Annotated in this window: 20 protein-coding genes; 19 read left to right on the top strand and 1 reads right to left on the bottom strand. The window is 39.1% G+C overall.

Going from position 1 to position 17,632, the window contains the following annotated elements; translation table 11 throughout:
- The first annotated feature begins 42 nt into the window (after positions 1–42).
- A complete protein-coding gene (locus JT739_RS01285; RefSeq protein ID WP_370642545.1) occupies positions 43–1,704 on the top strand; it encodes a nucleoside kinase in 1,662 nt (553 codons plus the stop codon).
- Here the strand turns inward: JT739_RS01285 and JT739_RS01280 are convergent.
- Positions 1,660–1,986, bottom strand: a complete 327-nt coding sequence (locus tag JT739_RS01280; protein WP_237659268.1) for a hypothetical protein — start codon at positions 1,984–1,986, stop codon at positions 1,660–1,662. The genes JT739_RS01285 and JT739_RS01280 overlap by 45 nt on opposite strands.
- A 148-nt stretch (positions 1,987–2,134) precedes the next feature.
- On the opposite strand from JT739_RS01280, the gene JT739_RS01275 reads away from it, so the two are divergent.
- The 18 genes from JT739_RS01275 (at position 2,135) to csrA (ending at position 17,556) form a co-directional block, all read left to right on the top strand.
- Positions 2,135–2,332 carry a cold shock domain-containing protein gene (locus JT739_RS01275; RefSeq protein WP_237659267.1) on the top strand — a complete coding sequence of 66 codons (198 nt, stop codon included), beginning with the start codon at positions 2,135–2,137 and terminating at the stop codon, positions 2,330–2,332.
- A 147-nt stretch (positions 2,333–2,479) separates the two neighbouring features.
- Positions 2,480–3,007, top strand: coding sequence for a ribosome hibernation-promoting factor, HPF/YfiA family (gene hpf, locus JT739_RS01270; protein ID WP_237659266.1), 528 nt, complete (start codon positions 2,480–2,482; stop codon positions 3,005–3,007).
- A gap of 154 nt (positions 3,008–3,161) precedes the next feature.
- On the top strand, positions 3,162–3,785 hold the full coding sequence (locus JT739_RS01265; RefSeq protein WP_237659265.1) for a hypothetical protein: 624 nt from the start codon (positions 3,162–3,164) through the stop codon (positions 3,783–3,785).
- A 17-nt stretch (positions 3,786–3,802) separates the two neighbouring features.
- A complete protein-coding gene (locus tag JT739_RS01260; protein WP_237659264.1) occupies positions 3,803–5,224 on the top strand; it encodes a DHA2 family efflux MFS transporter permease subunit in 1,422 nt (473 codons plus the stop codon).
- A gap of 111 nt (positions 5,225–5,335) precedes the next feature.
- Positions 5,336–7,843, top strand: a complete 2,508-nt coding sequence (secA, locus tag JT739_RS01255) for a preprotein translocase subunit SecA (RefSeq protein WP_237659295.1) — start codon at positions 5,336–5,338, stop codon at positions 7,841–7,843.
- 32 nt (positions 7,844–7,875) lie between these two features.
- Positions 7,876–8,974 (top strand): peptide chain release factor 2 gene (gene prfB / locus JT739_RS01250; protein WP_237659263.1). Its coding sequence is split into 2 segments (ribosomal slippage): positions 7,876–7,944 and positions 7,946–8,974, totalling 1,098 coding nucleotides; the frame shifts between segments, so codons are not numbered across the junction.
- Positions 8,975–9,128: 154 nt separating this feature from the next.
- A complete protein-coding gene (locus JT739_RS01245; protein ID WP_237659262.1) occupies positions 9,129–9,467 on the top strand; it encodes an iron-sulfur cluster repair di-iron protein, ric in 339 nt (112 codons plus the stop codon).
- Positions 9,468–9,487: 20 nt separating this feature from the next.
- Complete coding sequence (locus JT739_RS01240) at positions 9,488–11,338, top strand: heavy metal translocating P-type ATPase (protein WP_237659261.1); 1,851 nt, start codon at positions 9,488–9,490, stop codon at positions 11,336–11,338.
- Positions 11,339–11,398: 60 nt separating this feature from the next.
- Positions 11,399–11,626, top strand: a complete 228-nt coding sequence (locus tag JT739_RS01235; RefSeq protein ID WP_237659260.1) for a heavy-metal-associated domain-containing protein — start codon at positions 11,399–11,401, stop codon at positions 11,624–11,626.
- 188 nt (positions 11,627–11,814) lie between these two features.
- The gene (locus tag JT739_RS01230; protein ID WP_237659259.1) at positions 11,815–12,537 is read left to right on the top strand and encodes a ComF family protein; all 723 of its coding nucleotides are present in this window, start codon (positions 11,815–11,817) and stop codon (positions 12,535–12,537) included.
- A gap of 49 nt (positions 12,538–12,586) precedes the next feature.
- Positions 12,587–12,997 carry a MerR family transcriptional regulator gene (locus JT739_RS01225; RefSeq protein ID WP_237659258.1) on the top strand — a complete coding sequence of 137 codons (411 nt, stop codon included), beginning with the start codon at positions 12,587–12,589 and terminating at the stop codon, positions 12,995–12,997.
- A gap of 133 nt (positions 12,998–13,130) precedes the next feature.
- A complete protein-coding gene (flgM, locus tag JT739_RS01220) occupies positions 13,131–13,424 on the top strand; it encodes a flagellar biosynthesis anti-sigma factor FlgM (protein WP_237659257.1) in 294 nt (97 codons plus the stop codon).
- Positions 13,425–13,440: 16 nt separating this feature from the next.
- Positions 13,441–13,944 carry a flagellar protein FlgN gene (locus JT739_RS01215; protein WP_237659256.1) on the top strand — a complete coding sequence of 168 codons (504 nt, stop codon included), beginning with the start codon at positions 13,441–13,443 and terminating at the stop codon, positions 13,942–13,944.
- A 14-nt stretch (positions 13,945–13,958) separates the two neighbouring features.
- Positions 13,959–15,344, top strand: a complete 1,386-nt coding sequence (flgK, locus tag JT739_RS01210) for a flagellar hook-associated protein FlgK (RefSeq protein ID WP_237659255.1) — start codon at positions 13,959–13,961, stop codon at positions 15,342–15,344.
- Between the two features lie 9 nt (positions 15,345–15,353).
- Entirely contained in the window at positions 15,354–16,286 is a 933-nt protein-coding gene (gene flgL, locus JT739_RS12820) for a flagellar hook-associated protein FlgL (RefSeq protein ID WP_237659254.1), read from the top strand.
- A 29-nt stretch (positions 16,287–16,315) separates the two neighbouring features.
- Positions 16,316–16,897, top strand: coding sequence for a DUF6470 family protein (locus tag JT739_RS01200; RefSeq protein WP_237659253.1), 582 nt, complete (start codon positions 16,316–16,318; stop codon positions 16,895–16,897).
- 15 nt (positions 16,898–16,912) lie between these two features.
- Complete coding sequence (fliW, locus tag JT739_RS01195) at positions 16,913–17,341, top strand: flagellar assembly protein FliW (RefSeq protein ID WP_237659252.1); 429 nt, start codon at positions 16,913–16,915, stop codon at positions 17,339–17,341.
- Positions 17,335–17,556, top strand: a complete 222-nt coding sequence (gene csrA / locus JT739_RS01190; protein WP_255688218.1) for a carbon storage regulator CsrA — start codon at positions 17,335–17,337, stop codon at positions 17,554–17,556. The genes fliW and csrA overlap by 7 nt, the downstream gene beginning before the upstream one ends.
- Positions 17,557–17,632 lie beyond the last annotated feature (76 nt).

Here is a 17,632-nt window from a genome sequence, read left to right as displayed (position 1 = left end):
TTTTCGACATATTTTAAGGCACTAAAGATAAAGCAAAAAGAGGTGTTGGCTTTGAACGTAAATATAAAAGGTTTTGGAGTAAGCACCCTAGATGGGCCTATTAGCTTACAAGAGCTAGGCAAGCGATATGAAAAGGATTTTGCTTCTCCCATTGTTGCAGCTATTGTTGATGGCAGCCTTAGGGAACTGACATATGTAGTTGATGGAGATTCTAATGTAGAATTTTTAGACATGTCTTCAGAGATAGGCATGAAAATTTATATTAGGTCACTTATATTTTTATTTGTAAAAGCGTGCTACGATGTTTTTCCAGATTGCAAGGTTCATGTGGAACACTCACTGGGCGATGGGCTTTACTGTGAGGTTGTTCGAAAGGAACCTTTAAGCGAAGATGACGTAGAATCTATTGAAAAGCGTATGCGGCAATTAGTCGAAAGGGATATACCTATACAAAAATATAAAATGCCTCTAAAAGAAGCTATTGCAATGTTTAAGGAATCCGGAATGGAAGACAAGGTCCGAGTTTTAAAATACAGGAAAAGCGATTTTATAAATATTTATGAAATAGATGGCACAAAAGATTATTTTTACGGGTATCTTGTACCATCTACCGGTTACTTAAAGTGGTTTGGCCTAAAATTTTATTTGCCCGGGATCATTCTCCAACACCCCAACAAATCAAATCCAACACATATAGCCGAGTACCATGAACAACCAAAGCTTGCCAGTATATTTAGAGAATCAGACCGCTGGGCACACATTTTGGGTGTTCCAGATGTGGGTGCTTTGAATGAACTTATCACATCGGGTAAAAGTGGTGAAATCATAAGGGTAGCAGAAGCTCTCCATGAAAAAAAGATAGCACAGATTGCAGATACTATAGCCAATGAAAAGGAACGCCTGAGAATAATTCTAATTGCAGGTCCGTCCTCATCTGGCAAAACCACCTTTGCTCAGAGATTAATAGTTCAGCTTAGAGTAAACGGGCTGCGGCCCATATCTATATCACTGGATGATTATTTCTTAGATAGAGACAAGACTCCGCTGGGAGATGATGGCAAGCCTGATTTTGAAGCATTGGAGGCTATTGACCTTCGCCTGTTCAATCAGCAATTGGCCCAATTGATTCAAGGCAAGGAAGTAATAGTGCCGAGGTACAATTTCCATACAGGCAAGAGGGAATACCCGGATATTCCTACAAAAATAGAAAAGGATCAACCCATTATTATTGAAGGCATTCATGGGTTAAATGAACGCCTTACGGCTTCTATTCCGAAAGAAAACAAATTTAAAATATATGTCAGCGCTTTGACACAACTCGGTATAGATAATCATAACCGCATTTCAACAACTGACACCAGGTTGCTAAGGCGTCTGGTTAGGGATAGTTGGCAGAGGTCTACAGATGCAAAAACCACCATCTCCGTGTGGCCGAAGGTTTTAAAAGGTGCACAGGCCAACATTTTCCCATATCAGGAGGAAGCAGATGTAATGTTCAATTCAGCTTTAGTTTATGAAATTGCGGTAATCAAAAAATACGCGGAGCCGCTGCTAAAACAAATCACTCCCCAAGATCCGGAATATATAAAGGCAAAGCATCTGCTAAAGTTCTTGGAGTACTTTGAACCTATTGAGGATGAACGAGATATTCCTCTGACATCAATTATCCGTGAGTTCATAGGAGGAAGCTGTTTTTGCGCTTAAAGTTTTTTCGCCAGCAAGGGGATGTCTAGGAGCATGAACTACGGTTATGCTGCTGTATATGAGTTCGTACTCGCACTTACTGCAATCGCCATTAAGACACGTCTTGCGCATTTGTGCTCTCGGGATTACCACCGTTACTTCATGGGGTGTATCTAAATCGACATTTCTAGACATTTTTATAGTAAGGCCAGGTAAGCTTACTTCAACTTTGTCAGCTTGCCTGGCGTTGTTTTTTTTTACCAAATTTTTAAAAAAACTTTTAAGCTTTACAATGGGTTTCATATTAATTCTCCTTATAAGCTCTGTCGGTTTGCTACTTTCATTATATGCCTCTAATAACAAAATGTTTGATTTGACTTTACTATTTCAGTGTGATATATTGAAGAAAAGAAGGGCCCATCTTTTATTTAGCTTTAGGAGGAATGAATAATTGCAAGGTAAAGTAAAATGGTTTAACCAAGAAAAAGGCTATGGATTTATTGAAGTTGAAGGCGAGAAAGACGTTTTTGTCCATTATTCCGCAATTAATCAAGAAGGTTTCAAAACCTTAAAAGAAGGCGATGTTGTGGAATTTGATGTAGTTGAAGGACAAAAAGGCCCTCAAGCCGCAAATGTAACAGTTATATAGTGAAAATATTAGCCCGGGTAATTTTATGCGCCGGGCTTTAATTATACATTAAATTATATAAATTACATACAAATGTATTAGAAATCGTGGCAAAAAACATTACATTAAATATATTAAAAAAAAATCCCAGAGGGGAGTTGAGCTTTTATGAAGATTAATGTAAGTGGTAAAAATTTCAATGTAACAAAAGCTTTAAAAGACTATGCAGAGAAAAAAGTAGGAAAGCTCGAACGTTTTTTTGATACCCAGGTTGAGGCACAGGTAACCTTGAGCGTGGAAAAGGACAGACATATTGTCGAAGTTACAATGCCGATTAATGGAATGCTGCTTAGAGGTGAAACAGCTACAAACGATATGTATTCCTCCATCGATTTAGTTGTTGACAAACTGGAAAAACAAATAGGAAAATATAAGACAAAGATTGCGAAGAGCATCAGAAAAAATCCTTTTAAATATAACAACATAGAACAAGATGCGGCGGAAGATGTTGAACCGAAAATTGTGAAAGTAAAGCGATTTCCATTAAAACCAATGGATTTAGATGAAGCCGTGATGCAAATGGAACTTTTAGGCCATGATTTTTTCGTCTTTTCCAATGCAGAAACTGACCAAATCAATGTGGTGTACAAGCGGCGTGATGGAGATTACGGCTTGATTGAGCCTGAACTTTTATAAACTTAAAACTCCAAACCTGCCAATCGGCAGGTTTTTTTATACCAAAACAACTTATTGCTATTAGGAACTTTTATTATTTTTTACATTTTAGGAGGATTTGTAAAAAGAAAGTCGAATTAAACCCATATTAACCCTTAAAACGTGGGGTGATTTTGTGTGTAAATTTTTGGAAAGAGATAGGACCATTTTGCATTTTGAAAACCTAATAAAGGAAATTAGAGATATTGTATCAGCAAAGATAATGACCGATGCTGATGGCAAAATATCAGAGATCTATGTGATTTCAAAATCTGACAAAAGTCCAATGCAAATTGTAAAGGAAATTGAATCTACTCTTGCTACTTTTCTAGTGTCACAAACGGATTGTAAGAAAGATACTGTTTTCCATATACCAAATCTTAGTATTCAAGGCATAGCAACATATAAAACTCAACCAAACCTGGAGGTGAAGGTTTTACTTAAAAATTCTGATGGAACCATCTTTGAGGGAAAAGCTAAAGGCACTGTATCTTTTCAGAGTCGAGTGAGCACTACTGCTTATGCCACCATAAATGCAATTCAATTATTTGTCGGTGAAAACTTTGTTATTGATTTAGAGGATGTACATACATACAAAATAGGTAATAATCAGGCCATATCTGTGTTAGTTTCAGTTTTGACTGAAGAAAAATATGAGCAGCATTTAGGCTGTGCAATAGTTGAGCACGACATCTATGAAGCGGTAGCTCAAGCTGTATTAGATGCTATATTTTCTAACCAGCACAATTTAATATGCTAATATTTCGGAGGCAATACATGGATAACAAACTTAAAATTTTAATTCCACTAATGATAGCAGGAGCTATGACTACTGTAGACACGAGCGTTATGAATGTGGCAATGCCAACATTTGCAGAGTCTTTTAATGCGCCTTTGCAAACGGTCAGTTGGATATCTTCTGCATATCTGTTGGTACTTGCAAGTTTACTGCTGACCTCCGGTAGAATTGGAGATATATTCGGATACGGCAGACCATTTATGGCAGGACTTTTTATATTTACAATAGGCACAGCTCTTTGCGGTTTTGCTCCTAATTTGACGCTTCTAATTATTTGCCGGGTTTTTCAAGCAATAGGGACAAGTTTAATTATGGCAGCTATACCAGCTTTAATCACTACTTCTTTCCCGCCACAAGAGCGTGGAAGGGCCATGGGGTTCTATGTTATCTCTGTGTCTTTAGGCCTTATAACGGGCCCATCTTTAGGTGGCTTGATTTTATCAAAGTTTACGTGGAGATATATCTTTTTCATAAATGTACCTTTAGGCATTATTGCGCTGACAGCCTCAACCTTTATAATTCCTAAGCATACTGAAAAAAAGGTTAAGAGTTTTGACTATTTGGGAACCGTTTTGGCTTTAATTTTTCTAATCAGCCTATTATTTTATATAAATCAAGGTTCTTCCATAGGTTGGCTGTCAAATAAAGGCCTGGCGTTAATCTCAACAACTATTGTAGCTTTAGTTGCTTTTATATTTATAGAGAAAAAGATTTCGGAGCCAATGTTAGACTTAAAACTTTTTGCCAATAAAGTCTTTGTAGGTGGTCTAGCCAGCAATTTCCTATATTTTGTGGCGCAAATGATAATGGTGTTTCTGGCGCCGGTTTTGCTTACTGCTGCAACATATCCTCCTGAAGTTATAGGTTTTACGGTTATTGCCTTTCCTGCTGCTATGATGCTTTTTGCTCCTGTAGGAGGCCATCTGTCAGATAGGGTAAATCCTAATCTTGTAAGCGCATTAGGAGGCACTTTTGCCGCCTTGGCAGTACTGCTGATTAGCACCCTATCGCCTACTTCCTTTTCTTATAAAGATTTGCTCTGGAGAATGCTCATATTCGGAGTTGGTGGAGGATTTTTTGAAACATCAAATTCGGTAGTAATCTTAAGCAATGCGCCAGAGCACAGGCGCGGTATCGCTTCCGGGATACTTGCTATGGTAAGATATACAGGTATGGTGTTTGGAGTTGCCATAAGCAGTACACTTTCAGGTCTGCGCAGTGAATATTATAGACAGGCTGTGATTTCGACTTCAAATGGGTTTCGGGATATTGACACAATAAAAGGGATAAAAGACGTGCATATGCTTGCACTTGTATTCGTAACTTCCAGTGTTTTGATTGCGCTTATTGGGGCCCTGTATGCTAATCGAAAAAATCGTCAATTGAAAAAAACAGCTTGAAGTGATACAATTAATAGTAGCAATATGGCTTTGGCATAAGGAACCATCAATATGGTTCCTTATTATTGTAACTTGGACTGATTTGCGGGTTTAAATAAATGAGGTGATATGATGCTAGGCATAATTAAAAAAATCTTGGGCGACAGCAATGAAAAAGAGGTTAGGAAACTTCAAAAAACTGTTGATAAAATAAATGCCCTAGAGCCTACTATGGAAAAATTAAGCGATGACGAGCTTCGCGGTAAGACTGCTGAATTTAAAGAGCGCCTCTCAAGAGGTCAGACCCTCGATGATATACTGCCTGAGGCCTTTGCGGTGGTTAGAGAAGCTGCTAAGAGAACGCTGAATATGAGGCCTTTTGATGTCCAGGTGATGGGCGGCATCGTGCTCCATCAAGGACGCATAGCCGAGATGAAGACCGGTGAAGGTAAAACATTGGTTGCCACAATGCCGGTATATTTAAATGCCCTTACCGGCCAAGGTGTTCATGTGGTTACGGTAAACGACTATCTGGCAAAAAGAGACAGTGAATGGATGGGTAAAATTTACAATTTTTTAGGCCTTGAAGTAGGTCTTATTGTTCACGGTTTAGACTATCAGGAACGCAAAAAAGCATATAATGCCGATATTACTTACGGCACCAATAATGAGTTTGGCTTTGACTACTTGAGAGATAATATGGTCCTTTACAAAGAGCATATGGTCCAGCGGCCTTTAAACTATGCTATTATCGATGAAGTTGACAGCATCCTCATCGACGAAGCCAGGACTCCGCTTATAATCTCCGGGCAAGCTGAAGAGTCTACCGATATATATTACAAATTTGCAAGATTTGTTCCTCGATTGATTTTAAATGAAGATTACACGGTAGATGAAAAGGCCCACAGTGTAATACCTACAGAGAAAGGCATTAAGAAATGTGAACAATTTTTAGGTATAGACAATCTCTATGATGAAGAGAACATAGAACTTTTACATCACTTCCAGCAAGCTCTGAAAGCCCATGCACTGATGAAGAGGGACAGGGACTACGTAGTAAAAGACGGTCAGATAATAATTGTGGATGAATTCACCGGCAGGCTTATGTTTGGGCGAAGGTACAGTGATGGTTTACATCAGGCCATCGAAGCTAAGGAAGGTGTAAAAGTAGAAAATGAAAGTAAAACCCTTGCTACAATTACCTTCCAGAATTATTTCCGCATGTATAAGAAGTTAGCGGGTATGACGGGTACTGCAGCTACCGAAGAGGATGAATTTCGGAGCATTTACGGTCTTGATGTAGTAGTTATTCCTACCAACAAACCGATGATTAGAGTGGATTATCCCGATGTTATATATAAAACTGAAAAGGCTAAATTCAATGCAGTGGTAAAGGAAATAGAAGATTGCTACCGCAGGGGTCAGCCTGTACTAGTAGGCACGGTCACTATTGAAAAATCGGAGCTTTTAAGCAGTATGCTCAAGCGCAAGGGCATTCCTCATCAAGTATTAAATGCAAAGTACCATGAAAAAGAGGCTGAAATAGTGGCCAGAGCCGGCCAAAAGGGTGCCGTTACAATTGCCACTAACATGGCCGGTCGAGGCACCGACATAGTGTTAGGAGAAGGTGTAGCGGAATTAGGTGGCCTGCATATCATAGGAACGGAAAGGCACGAAGCACGGCGCATAGATAACCAGCTTCGGGGTCGCGCAGGCCGTCAGGGAGACCCGGGATCTTCCAGATTTTATATTTCCCTGGAAGATGACCTGATGAGACTTTTTGGCGGTGACAATATTAAGAGTATAATGGATAAATTGGGCATGGATGAAGATCAACCTATTGAGCATCCCATTATAACAAAGTCTATTGAAAATGCTCAAAAGAAAGTGGAAGCCCGTAACTTTGACATAAGAAAACATGTGTTACAATACGATGACGTTATGAATACTCAGCGAGAAGTCATTTACTCGCATCGTCGCAGGGTTTTAGAAAATGACAACCTAAAAGACAGCATAATGGACATGATCTCAGAGATCATCGATAGACTGCTTGACATATACGCATCAAAAGAGATTCATTCGGAAGAATGGGATATAAAGGGCCTTGCTGAGTACCTTATGGATATCTTCCAAATTAAATTTGACCTTGATAAAGAAAAAACAGCTTTGTCTAGAGATGCCCTGCGGCAGGAGCTTGTCAGCAAAGCTCAAGCTGCCTATGAGAAAAAGGAAGAGGAATTGGGCAGCGAGACTATGCGCGAACTGGAACGTTTTGTCTTGCTAAAAACCGTTGACCAAAAATGGATGGATCACATCGATGCTATGGATCAACTGCGGGAAGGCATCGGACTTAGAGCTTATGGTCAGCGAGATCCGGTGATAGAATATAAATTTGAAGGTTATGAGATGTTCCAGGATATGATTAGGAGCATTCAAGAAGATACCGTTCGATACCTTTTCCGCGTTCAAGTCAAAAAGGCTCCGGAAAGACGCCAAAAGACCTATAATATGACGTATTCTCACAATGACGGCGCAGAAAAACCTCAGCCGGTGCGCAACCAGAAAAAAGTTGGCCGCAACGATCCTTGCCCTTGTGGCAGCGGCAAAAAATATAAAAAGTGCTGCGGAAGGACAGCTTAAGTGGATAAACTTTTATGAAAGAGGGGCTGAACATGATTGATGAATATAAAACTCAAATAGAATCGGCAAAGTCTGTTTTAACTGAATTGAGGGATTCACTTTGAAATTGATAAATTAAATTCTGAAATAGAACGCTTAGAGCAAAGAACTATGGCTTCTGATTTTTGGGATGACCATGAAACCGCTCAAAAAATCCTGCAAGAATTAAACAATCTGAAAGGCAAAGTTAAAAACTATACTTTGCTTATCAAAAAGTATGAGGACCTTGAAACCTTACTGGAGCTTTGTGCTGAAACAAATGATAGTGAATTTGAACAGGAACTTGCTCAGGAAACCAAAAACTTTATGAAGCTCTTGGAAAAGACCAAGCTGGAAACCCTGCTTTCTGGTAAATATGATGACAAAAACGCCATTGTTTCTCTTCATGCTGGAGCAGGGGGCACTGAGGCACAGGACTGGGTAAGCATGCTGCTTCGCATGTATACTCGATGGGCGGAAGATAAGGGATATAAAGTAAGCACCCTTGATATGCTGCCTGGAGATGAAGCGGGCATAAAGAGCGTTACCATACTGGTTGAAGGCATGAATGCATATGGATATTTAAAAGCAGAAAAGGGCGTCCATCGCTTGGTTAGAATTTCGCCCTTTGATGCTGCCGGCAGGCGCCATACTTCTTTTGCTTCGGTAGATGTTATGCCCGAGATCGATGATGATATTCAGGTAGATATTAAGCCGGAAGATCTTAAAATCGAAACTTTTCGTGCTGGAGGAGCTGGAGGTCAGCACGTAAACAAAACCGAATCGGCTGTTCGCATAACACATATTCCTACCGGAATTGTGGTATCTTGCCAAAATGAACGTTCTCAGCAAAGCAACCGAAACACAGCCATGAAGATATTAAAAGCCAGGCTATTTGATCTGTATCAACAGCAGCAACAGCAAGAACTTGAAAAAATAAGAGGTGACCAGAAAGAAATAGCTTGGGGCAGTCAGATAAGGTCCTATGTTTTTCAACCATACAGTCTTGTAAAAGATCACAGGACAAATGTAGAAGTTGGAAATGTTCAGGCCGTCATGGATGGCGAACTGGACGAATTTATAAATGCGTATTTAAAGTCTACTGCAAAATAAAAATAAAATATATATACACTTACGCCAAAAACAAGAGCTGTCAAATGTGTAAACGAGACAGCTCTTTTTTATTTTGGATTGTGATGTATATCATGGTCTTTTTGGTGGTTTTAGGGTATTATAAGCATAGAAAACAAAGGGGAACCTTATATAGATGAATAACATAAAAGAAAGGAGCATATCCATGTCAACCTTTAAAGAAGCAAAGGAGAAAAACCTTAAAAAATTAGAGCAGTTTGTGCCCATTGTAGCACGAGTCCACGGCAAAGCTCACCCAGAATTTTACGATGTACACAAATTGTTTGATGCAATCTGTGCCAAGATTAAAGAGGCAGGATCTGAAACACCAGATTTAAACCAGGAATTTGAACAACTGCGCCAAATTACGGGAAACTACACGGTGCCGGAAGGTGTATGCGAAACCTACGAGGCTGTATACAATATGTTAAAAGAGCTTGACAAAGCCTATCAAAAGCAACAAGAAAAAGATTAATATAATTAGGGGTAGTTGCAGTGCAAAACTATATATTAAAAAATAAAAATTCAATAACATTGATAAGCGGCATTTTAATAGCTATTGCCTTTATCAGTAAATGGGCAGTCGCTGATATAGATATCTTTATCTGGGCCTTGATTGCTGCTTCCATCTTAGGTGCAGCACCTATTGCCATTCAAGCATATGAGGCTTTGAGAGTAAAAGTAGTGAGTATAGATGTTCTAGTTACAATTGCAGTCATCGGTGCCTTTTTAATTCAAAACTATGAAGAATCGGCAGTTGTTACATTTTTATTTTTATTCGGTGCATATTTAGAGCAGCACACGTTAAATAAGACACGTTCAGCCATAAAAGAATTGACGGAAATGGCACCGGAAAGTGCATTAAAACAAATGGAAGATGGAGAATTTGTGGAAGTTGAAATTGATGAAGTTGACGTAGGTGATATTTTACTTATTAAAACCGGTGCCAAAGTTCCGGTTGATGGTAAAGTTTTAACCGGTGAAGGCAGTGTCAATGAAGCAAGTATCACGGGTGAATCTATTCCTGTTAGAAAGGAAAAAGGCTCAAAAGTATTTGCAGGCACAATTTTGGATAATGGAACTCTTCAAATCGTAGCTGAACGGGTAGGGGAAGATACGACTTTTGGCAGAATAATTGAACTGGTGGAGGAAGCCCAAGACTCAAAATCTGAAGTAGAACGCTTCATAGACCGCTTCTCAAAAAATTATACACCAGCAGTCCTTGTTCTAGCATTTATAGTATGGTTATTTTCAAGAGATGTGGAACTTTCGATTACCGTTTTAGTTTTAGGCTGTCCCGGAGCTTTAGTTATCGGTGTGCCGGTGTCCAATGTTGCAGGCATAGGAAATGGTGCCCGAAATGGCATACTGCTAAAGGGCAGTGAAGTGATCAATGATTTTAGCAGATTGGATACAATGGTATTTGATAAGACGGGCACCCTTACTGTTGGAAAGCCATCGGTTACCGAGAAAAAATACTATAGCGAAAATATAGATGAGGCATTAAGCTATCTTGCAAGTGTTGAACGGGAATCAGATCACCCGCTGGCAAAAGCTGTATTAGAGCAAATAGGCGAAACTAAAATCTTCCCAGTTGAAAATACAGAAGTTGTAAAGGGTGAAGGAATCGTAGCAAATGTAGGAGGCCACAGAGTAGCTGTAGGCAATGCTGCCTTAATGGCAAGAGAAAATGTCAAGATAGACGAAAATGCTAAAGCCGATATAGAGCGCTTTGAAAAACATGGCAACTCCCTTGTCTTAACTTCTGTTGACGGAGAATTGAAAATATTGATGGGGGTTCGCGATCGAATACGGCCAGGCGTAAAAGAAGACCTACAAAAGCTTAAGAAATTAGGAGTAAAGAACTTAATAATGCTTTCTGGTGACAACCAAGGGACTGTTGATGCGGTCAGCCGCGAATTAGGTTTGACTGAGGCCTATGGTAACATGCTGCCTGAAGATAAAGCAGCGTATATCAAAAAGTTAATAGAGGAGGGTAAAACTGTAGCTTTTGTTGGAGATGGAGTAAATGACAGTCCTTCACTGGCCTTAGCAAATATTGGCATAGCTATGGGCGGGGGTACAGACGTAGCCATTGAAACATCAGATGTTGTACTGATGAATTCGGATTTTGGTCGTTTGCCCCATGCGCTGGGGCTAGCAAAAGCCACTGCCAGGAATATGAAACAAAACATTGCAATTGCTCTAGGTGTAGTTCTGGTGTTACTTGCAGGTTTATTGTTTGGCGATTGGGTAAATATGTCAATCGGCATGCTGGTACATGAAGCAAGTATCTTGGCTGTTATCTTAAACGGTATGAGGTTATTAGGCTATCGCCTAAGATAATTTTATACACAAAGCGAAAAGGCAATCGCAAAAATAAATTTAAGACAGGAGATGATAATTATGAAATCGGCAACAATACAGTTAGAAACTTTAACATGCCCTTCATGTATGTTAAAAATCGAAAGCGCACTTAAAGGTTTAAGTGGCGTAGATCAAGATACGGTAAAAATTATGTTTAATTCAAGCAAAGTAAAATTAGATTTCGATGAAGACAAGATTTCCATTGACCAAATTGAAGATTCCATAAAAAGACTAGGTTATGAAGTTGTAAAATCTAGAGTTAAATAGGTTGCATCAATGGGTTAAATAGCAATCCCTGTAGTCATTCGAATACAGGGATTGCTATTTTATAAAGTCTTTTAAAATTTTCGACATTATGAGCGGTATAAATCAAAAAAAGGAGGAATCTGGTAAAACTTTGTAGAATTATATATTTAATTTAATGTTTTTAAAAAAACTGACTCAGTGGGGGTATTATGATAAAAAGTGCCCATGTGGCAAATTTGTTTTTAAACCTTTTGTTTCCTCAAAAGCCTTACTGTCTTATATGCAGTAAAAAGCTTGTAGAGTCATCTCTACATTTATGTCAACAATGCAGAGATAAGATAATACCTCTAAGTGGACCCCTATGTGATAAATGCGGGAAACCTTTGCAAATACAAAGAAAAAATATGATATGCCAGGACTGTCAAGAGGATTATCATGCTTTTGTACAAGCACGCTCATATGGCCATTATTCAGGCATACTGAAGCAACTGATTAATGAATTCAAATACCATGGAAAGCCACAAATAGCAGAAGTTTTAGGGAATTTGATGTTTGATGTTTTAAGAGAGCTTCCGTGGCCTATATTTGATTACATTGTCCCCATACCCCTTCATGCCGCAAGGCAAAGGGAGAGGGGGTTTAATCAGGCATACTTGCTATCCAAAGTTATATCCAGGCAAAGTGGCATTCCCATCTTTTGCGGTCTGATAAGGATAAAGCCTACGGAGCATCAGACCTTACTTGATAAAACTTTACGAAAGGAAAATCTAAAAGGAGCTTTTAAAGCTGTAAACACTCATAAAATCCAGGACAAAACTTTGCTCTTAATAGATGATGTGTATACAACTGGAGCAACATCGGGAGAGTGCTCTAAGTGTCTTGTCAAAGCGGGAGCAAAGGCTGTTTATGTATTGACTTGCGCAAGGGGTTAAATACAAAAATTAGATTTATTACAACCACTATAAAAAGGGGTGATATGCAGTGGAACTCAGGAATTGTCCTGTGTGCGGGAAATTGTTTGTCTATAACCATATAAACCTGTGCCCTGAGTGTTTAAAAAAGGACGAAGAAGATTTCGACAAGGTTAGAGAATTTATCAATAATAATCCTAAGGCTACCATTGAAGAAGTATCAGAGGGCACGGGCGTTTCCGCAAGAAAGATTTTGGAGTATCTAAAGGCAGGCCGTTTGATGCTGCAAAGCAACAATACTAATATCGTATTAAAATGCGAGATTTGCGAAGAACCTATTTTAACGGGTAGGCTTTGTGAAAAGTGCAGCAGGAAGCTCAGAAATAATCTGATTCCCGACAAAAAACCTATGTTCGTAGATAAAAATATGAAGGGCAAGCTGCACCTGTCAAAATTTTCAAAGGACGAAAGAAGAAGGTAAGTAATGCCATAATACAGAGCAATAGAGAGCTAAACAGACTTAAATAACATATATTGATATTTTAGCTGCTTATAAATACTCTAGTATAGTTCGATATAATATGTAGCAAGGTTTCTAAGAGGGGGCATTTTGCATGAATATTTCTAGGGCTCAGCTGGACGGAATAATGAGGGCCTACCTAAAAAGCTCAGAGCATTCAAAAGCTAAATTAGATAAAAAAGCTCCAACATATACTGATGAGGTAAATTTATCTGCTGAAGTACGTGAAATAGCCCATGCCATTAAATTGGCTTCTCAAGTGGAAGATATAAGAACTGAAAAAGTAGAGGAATTAAAAGCCAAAATAAAAGCCGGAACATATAACATTGACGGAAAACTGGTGGCAGATAAAATCGTAGAAGAAATTTTTGCAGATAAGCTAATATAATTTAGGGGGCCTAAAAGTGAGAAATAGGGAAATTACACCCGTTCTAATAGAAGTAATGCAAGAACAACTTGAAGCATATAAGAAATTATTTAATTTGGGCGAGGAAAAAACTGATGTCCTTGTAAATGGCGATATCAAAAAGCTCAGCGAAATAACAGAAAAAGAGCAGAACCTCATTTTAAAATTGGGCAAGCTGGAAGAAGAAAGATTTGACTTAGTAAAGCAGATTGCCAAGTTGCACAATAAAGATGCCTCTGAAATAAAAGGGGATTTTCTCAAATCCATTTTAGAAGAGAAAGAAGCAAAAACTTTTGCTGCTATTTACGATGGGCTAAAAGATGTCTTACTGAAAATTGAAGAACAAAATCGGAGAAATGAAAAACTCATTAAAAATGCCTTAGATTACATTAATTTTTCAATAAATTTATTGACGGAAACCAGGTCAAGTAAGGCAAACTACGGTGCAGATGGTGCAAATGCCAAGGATGAAGCATTTCACTTTATTGATAAGCAGGCATGAGGTGGTGAAATATATTGTCAAGTTTTCTAGGAATAGAAATTGCAAAGAAGGCACTTTTTGCAAGTCAAATGGCTCAACAAACCGTATCCCATAACATATCAAATGCCAATACCCCTGGATACTCCCGTCAGCGGGTGATTTTAGAGTCCACATATTCAGCTTATGGTTTCGGTGCCAACTACCAGATGGGCACTGGCGTAAAGATATCTGACATAAATCGTATTCGAGATGAATTTACTGATAGACAATATAGAAATGAAAACTCTTCCCTTGGTCAGTGGAATATAGAAAGCAGTATTCTAAAACAAGTGGAAGCTGTTTTCAATGAGCCTTCAGATATTGGCATATCTTCAGTTTTAAATGAATTTTGGAAGAGCGTTGAGACCTTATCAAAGGATCCTTCTTCCCAAGAAGCCCGGGAAACGGTGAAAGAAAGAGGTATTACCTTAGCAAATACTATAAACCATGCTTTTACCCAGTTAAATGACATAATAAATGACATCAATTACAGAATATCAGTACAGGTAAATAACATAAACAGTATTGCAAACCAAATAGCCCAGCTAAACATGCAAATACAGCAGACCCAAATCGGCGGAGCTTCTGCTGCTGACCTTATGGACAAAAGAGACCTTTTATTAGATGAACTGTCAAATCTGGTGCAGTTTGAATCATATGTAGATGAAAACGGATTATTCACCGTAAATGTAGGTGGCGCTATTTTAGTCAAGGGCACTGAAAGTGCCACAATGGAATTCGATACTTCCGTTGCAGATGGAAAAATCACATGGAAAGAATACGGTTCTGAGTTAAGAGTATTAAAAGGAGAGTTAAAAGGGCTTTTAGACTTGCGGGATGACAAACTAAAAAATTACATAGACACCTTGCATAATTTCACTAAAAAATTTGCCCAGGAATTTAACAAAATTCATCGTTCAGGTTATGACTTAAATGGCGTGGAAGGGATAAATTTCTTCCAATATGAATTTGGCAGACTAAAAGTCAATCCCCAGATTGTTCAAAATCCATCCAAAATAGCCGCAGCAGAAGATCAAGCCAAAATCCCAGGAGATAACCGGATAGCTTTAAAGTTAGCAGCTTTGAGGAACCAAATTTTTGAAATAGATGGAAGAGATTGCACCATTGACGAATACTACGGTGCTCTCATTTCAAAAATTGGGGTAGACTCCCAGGAGGCTACTCGTGCTGCCGACAGTCAGGCCTTTATGGTGAGCCAGCTGGACGAGCGCCGTAAGATGACCTCCAGTGTCTCCTTAGATGAAGAGATGACCAAGATGATTCAGTACCTCCATGGATTTAATGCAGCCAGCCGCATGGTTACTACCGTTGATGAGATGTTAAACACCATAATTAACCGCATGGGCATAACCGGAAGGTAGGGATAGATCGTGAGAATAACTCAATCCATGATAATAGAAAACTTCAATAGAAACCTGACACAAAACCTAAAGCGTCTAGGAGATATAAACGATATGATTGCTGCTCGAAGAAAAATACGGCGGCCTTCAGATGATCCGGTGGGAGCAGCCTTGGCCTTAAAACTTCGCCGTCAGCTCAGCGCCCTAGAGCAGTACAACAGCAATGCCAAAGACGCTCTAACATGGATGAAGGATACTGAAACAGCCCTGACCAATGTTGGAGACAGACTTCAGAGAATAAACGAACTTACCGTTCAAGCTGCCAATGGTACGCTAACTGCTGATGAACGGGAGAAGATACTATATGAAGTCAGAGAATTAAAAGACCAGCTTCTTCAAGAGGCAAACTCAACGAGTGTCAACAGATACATATTTGGTGGGTATATTACAGATAAACCGCCTTTTGATATAGTAGAAGAGGAGATTGATGGAAAACTAAAAAAAGTTATAAAATTGAATCCTGAAATTGAGGATAGCGGTAGAAAAATTGATGATGATGATTTTATAGATTACAATCTTGGTCATTCAGAGCAAATACCCATAAACCTGATTGGCCCCGAAGTATTTGAAGATATTTTTAAGGCAGTGGAAGCACTTGAGGTGGCCCTTGAAAAAGACGATAGTGAAGCTATCTCAGGGGGTATTTTGGAAGACATAAAAAACTCCCTGGGCATTGTTTTAAAATACAGAGCCCAGATAGGCGCCCGCACCAACCGCTTGGAAGCCACTGTTGCAAGACTTGATGCCAATGAAATTGACTACTTAGAACTGCTCAACGATACAGAGGGAATTGACCTGGCCAAAATGATAACGGAACTGAAAATGGAAGAAAGTATATACAGAGCCTCTCTTTCTGTGGGAGCAAGAATAATACAGCCTACACTGGTAGACTTTTTAAGATAATTTTTCCAGGATTTTAGGGGGCCTCTTATATGCTCATTTATGATCTTCACATTGAATATGGTTTTGGCAGCATAGGAATCAATACTTACAAAGGCTATGTGGACCCTAATATGAACATCCAAGAGGGTTTTGAAGTAAATACGGAATTACCGGAGGTCGAAGTCTCCAATACTTTTCCCATAGTCGATGACATAGATTTGTCCCACTGTAGGGCGGAAATAGGACAGCCTGATATTTTTACAGCGTCTTCCATGTGGTACAGTGAGGCCAAACAGTATGTCATTGAATATCTAGGCAGTAAAGCTGCCGGCGGTGACGCTTTAGGAGCCATAGAAAAAGGTGTGACCATTGGCGACATAATTGAAGGGGAATCCTTTCCTGAGCCACCTGAAGTTAACGTGGTGGCGGCACCTAAAACACCTCCTAAAATCACCTTTAAGATGGGCAGAGCAGATATAAATTTTCTATTAGGCAGCGTAAAAGTAGACGTTTCGAAAAAACCTGTTACTTTAGATTATGAAAGGGCAAAGGTGGACATATATATGGAGCAAAATCCATATATAAACATAGAAGCGGTGCCTAGAGGCAAAAATATAGATAAACTAGCATAGGAGTTGTATATTATCATGACCACAGCGGATAAAAAAATCATCACCTTTACTAACGGCATATTGGGGCTCGAGCAGTATAAAAGTTATGTACTCCTTGACCATCCCGGCACCGATGTTGTCAAATGGCTTGAAGCTGTCGACGAACCTGAAGTAGCCTTACCTGTAACTAATCCGTATCATTTTTTTCCAAACTATACTCCCAACATTTCCCGGGAAAATCTTCTCCAATTGCATATCAAATCGCCTGAAGAAGCTCTGGTGCTTTGCGTGTTGACAATTAGGGCACGTACAAAAGATATTACTATAAATCTCAAGGCGCCCATTATTATAAACCCGGATTTGCGCTTAGCTGATCAATTCATTGTGGACAATCCTGAGTACAATATACGGGAACCTTTGCAACTAAAAAAAGCCTGTTCAGATAGGCGGTGCGAATCTTGTTAGTGCTTACAAGAAAGACCGGAGAAGGCATTGTTATCGGAAATGATATTATTATAAAGGTTTTTGAAATTGAGGGAGATCGGGTTAAAATTGGCATCGAAGCTCCTAAGGCTACTAAAGTTTTAAGACTGGAACTTTACGAAGATATCAGTCAGGAGAACAAAAAGGCAATTGATGTCACAAGAGATGCCGTGGATAAGCTTTTTGAATTGTTTTAGGCAAAATCAATATATTGTCTTATATAAACCGCAGAATATATAAAAGACCTGCGGTTTTTGCTGTCCTTAAAAACTC

The sequence above is a fragment of the Tepidanaerobacter sp. GT38 genome (genome assembly GCF_021991635.1).
In the GTDB taxonomy this organism is placed as follows: Bacteria; Bacillota; Thermosediminibacteria; order Thermosediminibacterales; family Tepidanaerobacteraceae; genus DTU063.
The sequence above is the reverse complement of the archived record's forward strand: the minus strand, read 5'-3'. Positions and strand labels throughout refer to the sequence as shown.

What these genes read in the sequence shown, in the direction of transcription:
- JT739_RS01280 (WP_237659268.1), bottom strand. Translation starts at nt 1,986, where the DNA reads ATGAAACCCATTGTAAAGCTTAAAAGTTTTTTTAAAAATTTGGTAAAA.
- hpf (WP_237659266.1), top strand. Translation starts at nt 2,480, where the DNA reads ATGAAGATTAATGTAAGTGGTAAAAATTTCAATGTAACAAAAGCTTTA.
- JT739_RS01260 (WP_237659264.1), top strand. Translation starts at nt 3,803, where the DNA reads ATGGATAACAAACTTAAAATTTTAATTCCACTAATGATAGCAGGAGCT.
- secA (WP_237659295.1), top strand. Translation starts at nt 5,336, where the DNA reads ATGCTAGGCATAATTAAAAAAATCTTGGGCGACAGCAATGAAAAAGAG.
- JT739_RS01245 (WP_237659262.1), top strand. Translation starts at nt 9,129, where the DNA reads ATGAATAACATAAAAGAAAGGAGCATATCCATGTCAACCTTTAAAGAA.
- JT739_RS01235 (WP_237659260.1), top strand. Translation starts at nt 11,399, where the DNA reads ATGAAATCGGCAACAATACAGTTAGAAACTTTAACATGCCCTTCATGT.
- JT739_RS01230 (WP_237659259.1), top strand. Translation starts at nt 11,815, where the DNA reads ATGATAAAAAGTGCCCATGTGGCAAATTTGTTTTTAAACCTTTTGTTT.
- flgM (WP_237659257.1), top strand. Translation starts at nt 13,131, where the DNA reads ATGAATATTTCTAGGGCTCAGCTGGACGGAATAATGAGGGCCTACCTA.
- JT739_RS01200 (WP_237659253.1), top strand. Translation starts at nt 16,316, where the DNA reads ATGCTCATTTATGATCTTCACATTGAATATGGTTTTGGCAGCATAGGA.
- fliW (WP_237659252.1), top strand. Translation starts at nt 16,913, where the DNA reads ATGACCACAGCGGATAAAAAAATCATCACCTTTACTAACGGCATATTG.